Source organism: Planktothrix sp., from assembly GCF_046067725.1.
GTDB lineage: Bacteria > Cyanobacteriota > Cyanobacteriia > Cyanobacteriales > Microcoleaceae > Planktothrix.
On sequence record NZ_JBJUDF010000168.1, the window covers coordinates 23,580 to 31,202 of the forward strand.

8 protein-coding genes and 1 pseudogene are annotated in these 7,623 nt (G+C 34.8%); 7 read left to right on the forward strand and 2 right to left on the reverse strand.

Annotated elements, in window-relative coordinates; translation table 11 throughout:
- The first annotated feature begins 46 nt into the window (after nucleotides 1–46).
- Nucleotides 47–979 (forward strand): alpha/beta fold hydrolase, encoded by a 933-nt coding sequence (locus ACKPEB_RS10345; RefSeq protein ID WP_408964800.1) that lies wholly within the window; start codon nucleotides 47–49, stop codon nucleotides 977–979.
- Here ACKPEB_RS10345 and ACKPEB_RS10350 read toward each other — a convergent pair.
- Nucleotides 974–2,572, reverse strand: a complete 1,599-nt coding sequence (locus tag ACKPEB_RS10350; RefSeq protein WP_408964807.1) for an ABC transporter permease — start codon at nucleotides 2,570–2,572, stop codon at nucleotides 974–976. The genes ACKPEB_RS10345 and ACKPEB_RS10350 overlap by 6 nt on opposite strands.
- 210 nt (nucleotides 2,573–2,782) lie before the next feature.
- Here ACKPEB_RS10350 and ACKPEB_RS10355 point away from each other — a divergent pair, with 210 nt between their 5' ends.
- The 5 genes from ACKPEB_RS10355 to ACKPEB_RS10375 all read left to right on the forward strand — a co-directional run bounded on the left by ACKPEB_RS10355 (nucleotide 2,783) and on the right by ACKPEB_RS10375 (nucleotide 5,222).
- Nucleotides 2,783–3,871 carry an ABC transporter ATP-binding protein gene (locus ACKPEB_RS10355; RefSeq protein ID WP_408964801.1) on the forward strand — a complete coding sequence of 363 codons (1,089 nt, stop codon included), beginning with the start codon at nucleotides 2,783–2,785 and terminating at the stop codon, nucleotides 3,869–3,871.
- 125 nt (nucleotides 3,872–3,996) lie between these two features.
- Nucleotides 3,997–4,293 (forward strand): hypothetical protein, encoded by a 297-nt coding sequence (locus tag ACKPEB_RS10360; RefSeq protein WP_408964802.1) that lies wholly within the window; start codon nucleotides 3,997–3,999, stop codon nucleotides 4,291–4,293.
- Nucleotides 4,294–4,701 carry a type II toxin-antitoxin system VapC family toxin gene (locus tag ACKPEB_RS10365; protein WP_408964803.1) on the forward strand — a complete coding sequence of 136 codons (408 nt, stop codon included), beginning with the start codon at nucleotides 4,294–4,296 and terminating at the stop codon, nucleotides 4,699–4,701.
- A 106-nt stretch (nucleotides 4,702–4,807) separates the two neighbouring features.
- Nucleotides 4,808–5,035 carry an antitoxin family protein gene (locus ACKPEB_RS10370; RefSeq protein WP_408964804.1) on the forward strand — a complete coding sequence of 76 codons (228 nt, stop codon included), beginning with the start codon at nucleotides 4,808–4,810 and terminating at the stop codon, nucleotides 5,033–5,035.
- On the forward strand, nucleotides 5,022–5,222 hold the full coding sequence (locus tag ACKPEB_RS10375) for a hypothetical protein (protein WP_408964805.1): 201 nt from the start codon (nucleotides 5,022–5,024) through the stop codon (nucleotides 5,220–5,222). Before ACKPEB_RS10370 ends, ACKPEB_RS10375 begins: the two co-directional genes overlap by 14 nt.
- Before the next feature lie 41 nt (nucleotides 5,223–5,263).
- Here the strand turns inward: ACKPEB_RS10375 and ACKPEB_RS10380 are convergent, their stop codons facing one another.
- Nucleotides 5,264–6,772, reverse strand: coding sequence for a DNA methyltransferase (locus ACKPEB_RS10380; RefSeq protein WP_408964806.1), 1,509 nt, complete (start codon nucleotides 6,770–6,772; stop codon nucleotides 5,264–5,266).
- Nucleotides 6,773–6,969: 197 nt separating this feature from the next.
- On the opposite strand from ACKPEB_RS10380, the pseudogene ACKPEB_RS10385 reads away from it, so the two are divergent.
- Nucleotides 6,970–7,623: pseudogene (locus tag ACKPEB_RS10385) on the forward strand (ATP-binding protein); the annotation flags it as partial.

Consider the following 7,623-nt stretch of genomic DNA (forward strand, 5'->3'; position numbering starts at 1 on the left):
CTATGTTCAGGTTTGTCATTTTTGTTAAAATAAACGACTCTTAATTATGGTTTCTAATCCTAAATTTGTTTCTGAGAAAAAAATCTATACTTGGCAAGGATATCAATGTTACTATGAATATTATCCGGCTATTAACTCGATTAATAATCATGAATCGGGTTTATTATTAATTCATCCGATTGGTGTAGGACTGTCTGGGACATTTTGGCATCGATTTTGTCAAGAAGGGCGAAAACAAGGGTTAAACCATGATATTTATAACCCTGATTTAATGGGTTGCGGTAATTCTCAAATGCCTAAGTTAGCTTATTATCCTGAAGATTGGGCAGAACAAGTTAATTATTTTTTACACAATATTATTCAAAAACCTGTTATTATCTTAGTACAAGGCGCATTATTACCCGTTGCGATCGCTCTCATTCAACTTCAAAAGAATTCTGATTCTAACTTAATTAAGGGATTAATCTTATCCGGCCCTCCAGCATGGCGAGTCATGACGGAAGCTCGTTCAGAACAGCAACAAAAACTGGCTTGGAACCTATTTTTTGATTCCCCTATTGGTAATTTATTTTGGTTGTATGCTCGTCGTCGTCAGTTTATCAAATCTTTCTCGATTCGTCAACTCTTTGCGAAAGCAGAAGATGTTGATCAAAATTGGTTAGACTTGTTAGAAAAGGGGGCAAAAAATGATAAAAGTCGTTATGCAGTTTATTCATTTTTAGCTGGATTTTGGAGGAAAAATTATACGGATATCATGGCAGAAATTTCGATTCCTACCTTGGCTGTTTTTGGAACGACCGCATCAAGTATTAGTCGTAGTGGATTCTCGGAAACTCCAGAACAACGGTGTCAACTTTATGAAAAAGGTTGGAGAAATTGCCAATCTGCTATGATTTCAGGACGTAATGTTTTACCCTATGAATCAACAGCAGAATTTGTTGAAGTGGTTGGAAAATTTATCAACGATTTGGGTTTATGAACGATGGGATTGAGCGATTTTTAAACTTAAGAAAATCACGGGAATAATCCCAACTGTAACAATGGCTAATGCGGGTGCTGCGGCTTCGGATAATCGTTCATCTGAGGCTAAATTATAGACTCGAATGGCTAAGGTATCAAAATTAAACGGACGGATAACTAATGTAGCGGATAATTCTTTCATTACATCGACAAAGGTTAACATTCCAGCCGTTAATAATCCACTCCACATCATCGGGGTATGAACTTTAATTAAGGTTCGAGTTGCGCCATAGCCTAAACTGCGGGCGGCTTCATCTAAATTCGGTTTAATTTTATTTAAACTTGATTCTACCGCTCCTAAAGAAACTGCTAAAAATCGAACTAAATAAGCATAAATTAAAGCCATAATGGTTCCACTAAATAACAATCCAGTTGCTATACCAAAGGTAGACTTCATCAACGCATCAATAGCATTATCTAATCGACCAATCGGAATTAAAATACCAACCGCAATGACTGAACCGGGAATCGCATAACCCATCGCAGCAATCCGGGTGGATAATCGCATTAAAGAATTAGAATTTAACCGGACACCATAAGCCATTATTAAAGCAATTAGAACGGCTAAAAGACCGCTAATGGTTGCTAAAGTTAAACTATGTAAGGCATAATTCAAAAATTCTGAATTGAAAAGGGTATCTAAATTTTCTAAGGTCATCTTTAATAAAAGACCACTGGGAATTAAAAACCCAAAAGTTATCGGAATTAAACAAACAATACCAGCTAATATAGCGGGTAGTTTTTTAAGTTGAAATTGGTTTAAGGCTTGAAATCGATTTCCGGTTTGATAATATTGAGCCTGTCGTCGTGACCAAAGTTCAACTAGAATTAACCCTAGAATAAATAACATTAAAACGGCTGCTAATTGAGAGGCTGCAATTCGTTCTCCCATCCCAAACCAAGTTCGATAAATCCCCGTTGTAAAGGTATCTACTCCAAAATATTGAACCGTTCCAAAATCATTCAAAGTTTCCATTAAGGCTAACGCTAATCCCGCTATAATAGAGGGACGAGCTAGGGGTAATGCAATGGTAAAAAAACTTTTCCAAGGACTACAACCGAGGGAACGACTCGCTTCTAAGGTGCAGGTTGATTGTTCTAAAAAAGCAACTCTGGTTAATAAATAAACGTAGGGATATAACGTTAAAGATAATAAAAAAATTGCCCCCCAAACTGAACGAATATCAGGAAACCAATACTCATCAATGCTATTCCATCCGAAGGTATCCCGCAGCAAGGTTTGTACCGGGCCATAAAAATCTAACCATTCGGTGTACACATAGGCGAGAATATAAGCTGGCGCAGCTAAGGGAAGTAACAACCCCCATTCAAACAAGCGACTCCCTGGAAACCGACACATTGTCACTAACCAAGCACTACTGACTCCTAGCAATAACACCCCGATCCCAACGCCAAAAATTAGCAATAAGGAGTTGAGGATATAACCAGGTAAAACCGTTGTAGCTAAGTGGTTCCAGACCGCAGCAGAATTGGTGAAAATGCTGCTTAATACAAAGAATACTGGAGTGGCGATTAAAATTGCGATCGCCATGACAAACACCGTCCAAACGTCCAGACGCAAGCTCCGAAAGGCTTTTATCAAAGACTCTAATGGGGATAAGAACACCTGGAAGCACTCCCAAAAATTTAATCAAGTCTTAGTGAGAATATATCCTAAAAAGCGAGTATAATCAGAATTAAGTTTCTGAATATTAGTTTCAACAAGGGTGTTGAACTGTAAGCTCCATTGATTTGTATAAAGATGACTCAATCTGTGATTCTGCATTTAGAGGATGTCGGTAAACAGTTTCCCCGAAGCCAGACACCAGCCGTTCAAGCCGTTAACCTGAAGTTACATGAAGGGGATATTTTAGGACTGTTAGGCCCTTCTGGATGCGGGAAAACCACATTGTTACGAATGATTGCTGGATTTGAACAGCCCGATACGGGAATGATTGCTTTAGCGGGTCGAGAAGTGGCTGGGTTAGATTGTTGGATACCTCCAGAACAGCGAGATGTCGGGATGGTGTTTCAAGATTATGCGTTATTTCCCCATTTAACTGTTGAAAAAAATATTGCTTTTGGTTTAAAAAATAGTAAGAAAAAATCCAGTTTAGCGATTCAAAAACGGGTCGCTGAAGTTTTAGAATTAGTCGGATTATCCGGTTATGAAAAACGCTATCCCCATGAAATATCCGGCGGACAACAACAACGAGTCGCCTTAGCTCGTGCTTTAGCTCCCCATCCGGCTTTAGTTTTATTAGATGAACCCTTAAGTAATTTAGATGTACAAGTTCGTTTAAGATTGCGACAGGAATTACGGGATATTTTAAAAATAGCAGGAACTACCGCAATTTTTGTGACCCATGATCAAGAAGAAGCTTTATCGATTTCTGATTGGGTAGCGGTGATGCGAGAAGGACGCTTAGAACAGTTTGGCACACCGGAAACTATTTATCAGCAACCTGCGTCTCGGTTTGTCGCAGAATTTGTTACTCAAGCTAATTTTATTCCCGCTAAACGTCGAGGAGATGTCTGGGAAACGGAAGTGGGTTGTTTTAATATTAACCCCTATTTGGTGAATGCTGGTACTCCTGATTGGGAGCAATTAGACCGAGTAGAATTAATGGTAAGACAAGAAGATTTTATTCTTAAACCTGATGATAACGCGCCTGTTGTCATTCGCGATCGCCAATTTCTCGGACGAGAAAATCACTATAGTTTACAAGTTCCTTCAGGACGGGAACTCATCGCTAGAACTAGCGCAACAACAGCTTTACCTGTGGGAATACGGGTGAAAATCTCGGTTCCTGAAAATGCTTTACGAGTCTTTCCGAGTCGGAAATATTAATTAGGGATTTAGGGTTAATGATTGTGGAGTGCGGTTGTAGCGATTGCACTTCAATTTTTTCTATTGTTTTGGGATCTGCTAGGATCAAAATGGTGATTAATTACAAAGGATTGGAGGCTATCAATATGTTATCAACGGATATGATGAAACAATCCATGACCCAAAGAATTGAGAAAGTTGTTTCGATTTTAATGGAAGAACGTCCTTTGTTTAAAGAAAAACTGAATCAGTCAGAAATGATTGAAGAATTATTTAAACTCTTTCAAGAAAACTTACCTTTTGAAACATTTAACACGATGTCAGATCAGGAATTAAAGAAACATTGTAGTCTAATTATGGTGACAGAAGCAGTGGCGGGAACTTTGAATGAATTAACACCTGAACAAATGGCTATTTTTGATGAAATAATTAAACGGAAATAAATGAGTAAGAGCTATTTATTAGATACTAATATTGTTTCCTTATCCCTGAAAAATAATCTTAAAGTTAAGGAAAAGCTCAAACAATTAGAATCTCAAAAAGAATTACTCTGTATTAGTTGTATTACTTATTTTGAAATTAAAAGAGTATTATTTGCAGTAAAAGCAACTAAACAACTAGAGAGATTTAATGAATTTTGTCAAGATTATCAAATTATTTTATTAGATGATTTAGCAATTTTAGAAAAAGCAGCCGAAATTCATGCCAATTTAAGGTTAAGAGGATTACCGATACAAACTGAAGATATTTTAATTGCTGCGACTGCTATTGTTAAAGGTTTAATTCTGGTTTCTAATGATAGTGATTTATTGAGAGTTGAGGGTTTAAGTTTAGAGAATTGGGTAGAGTGAACAGTTGAAGTTTTTTTTGGATGTGTTATATAGCGATCGCACCCTCAACAACCCTACAATAAAATAGGTGACAATAGAAAGGAGTTAAATAATCACCTAATTCATTATGCAACAACAAAGTTTTGATGCAATTTTTGAAAACAGGGTTTTTCGCCCCTTAGCTGATTTTCAATTAACAGAAGGTCAAACCGTAAAACTGATTATAGAATCGGAATCTATTAAAAAAACGAAAGGCTTTCCTAAAACGGGGATTATTGCTCAATTAACAGCAAATCCTATTGTGATTCCTAACTTTCATTCCTTGACAAGAGAGGAAGCCAATGAGCGTTGGTAAACCTCAACGTTTTTTTGTTGATTCTAATATTTGGCTCTATCGTTTTATCGTTAATCCGAATGATTCAGATGCTAGATCAAAACAACAAATAGCTACAAGTATTACCAGTCAAGGAAACCTAACAGATTATCAATCCATTCAGAGATTTAAAATGAGCGATCGCATTCTCAACTCCCTTAAACCTTAAAAACCCGGTTTCTTAAAGAAACCGGGTTTTTAATCCCCATATCAAATATCTAAATCTAACTCCATCTGATTAGCTTTTACTTCTTTTTGTTTCTCAGCACTTTTAACCACTTCTAAACTTAAACGAATATTTAATCTTTTTTGATTTTCAATCATATCTTGGACTGTAACAATTTGAACCTTATCACAACTATTGCTCATATATTTACTTTGATAAAAACCAGCAGATTTTGCCGTTTTTATCATCTCTTTACTGGGATTTTCTAAAGTTATAAATATGGCTATACTAGCATTTAATAGGGTCATTGTTCCTATTAAATCTCGAATATCACCTGATTTTACTTTTCCTGATTTGACTTGAAAAATGATTTTTTCTGGGTCATTTTGATCTCCTTGAAAGTAAGCAATTCCATCTACACCTTGATCAGCACCTTTTTTTGTGTTAATAATTGCCCTATTATTCGTATAAGTTAAGATTGCCCATTTTTCAAATTCTTTTCGAGTGCGATCATCTGCTTTATTTGCTAATGCTGTTGCACTTTCTATATCTTTAGGAATACCATGCAGTTTAATCGTATCTAAAACCCCTTTTCCAAAGCTATCCTCTAATCTCTTTAAGATTAAGCTAATACTTTGATAAGTAATATCAATTCCTATCCATTTTCGGCTTAATTTTTGCGAGACTGCAACCGTTGTTCCACATCCACAGTAAGCATCTAATATTGTATCATTTTCGTTAGAACTGGCTTTAATTATTCTTTCTAATAATGCTTCGGGTTTTTGTGTTGGATATCCTAAACGTTCTACCGAATTTCCTTGTAGTCGTGGAATTATCCACCAATCCTCCGGTATTTTTCCATTAGGTTTTAAACGGTTGATATGTTTATGTTCTGGATTTTTAGATTTATATAGTCCTTGATTTCCTGCACCTCTTTTAGTTCTTGCTACTGTCTCATCTGAATATGGTATGGAAATTTCTTCAAAATTAAATTTCCAAGAGTTTGATTTTGTATATCTAAAAATTACATCGTGTTTTTTAGGGAAATTGTCTCTTGTATTTGTTGGTGCTGTATAACACCAAACTATTTCATTTCTAAAATCTCCTCCTTGGGAACAAAAAACAGCATCCAATACTAACTTTAAATAATGACTAGCACTCGGATCACAATGTAAATAAAAACTACCTGTAGGTTTTAAAACTCGATGTATTTCTGTTATCCTTAAAGTCATACTAACTAAGTAAGCAAGTAAACTTCCTTTTCCTAAAACATTCCTTAAACCTGTAATTAAATCAATACATTGTTGAGTAAATTTACCATGATAATTAGTTGTAATTTTCTCTAGTCCATGAATCGCGTGATCATCCCATTCCCATGTATCAATAAATGCCTGTGCTTGAGCTTTATCCTCGGAACCAATATTATTATAAATTTGATTATAATTCCGTTTAGAATTAAAAGGGGGATCGATATAACATAGGTCTACTGATTCATCTTTAATATAACGTCTTAAAACTTCTAAATTGTCCCCATAATAAAGTTGATTAACCATTATATTTAGCAAATAAATTTGCTTGACTAAAACCTGATTAATCATTTTGATACTAAATTGATGTTTTGTCATACCAGAAAATATCTGATATTACCTGATGTTTTATTAATAAATATTAAGACAATACCTGAAAAAACCTGATAATCTGGAAGCAAGTTGAGTTATAATACTTAAAATTGTTACCTCATCTAGCTTTTATGACTGTTACAGAAATTTTACAATTTGTAGATAGCTTAGTATTTTCTGAGACAGAACAGCATTTAGATGATCTGCAAAAAAAGATTGTTGAACAGGTATTTAAAGGTAAAACTTATAAGCAAATTGCAGACATTTATGATTATGATGAGGGTTATATTGGCGATGAATGTAGGAAGTTATTTAAAATTTTATCTGAACACTTAGGCGAAAATATTAATAAATCTAATTTTTGTTGGACTATAGAAAGATTTACAAATTCTAGCATTGCTAAAATAGTTAATTTTGAAAATAACTTTAAAAATAATAATATCAACTGGTGTCCCAACTCCTCATCATCAAATCAGCCACAAAATTCACGAAGCAATAATATTGATAACTTCAAAAAACCTGAATACGATTTAACCTTAGCTCCTCAAATCATAAATTTTTATAACCGAGAAACAGAACTTGAAACTCTATCTAATTGGATATTAAAACAAAATAGTCGTTTAATCTCAGTATTAGGAATATCGGGAATAGGTAAAACCGCCTTGGTTAAAAGATTTGTTGATTTGAACTTAGAGCAATTTGAAGTCATTATTTGGAAAAGTTTAAAATATCCTAAACCTTTAGACTTGCTCGTTAAGGATTTATTGAATATTATTAAACTAGAA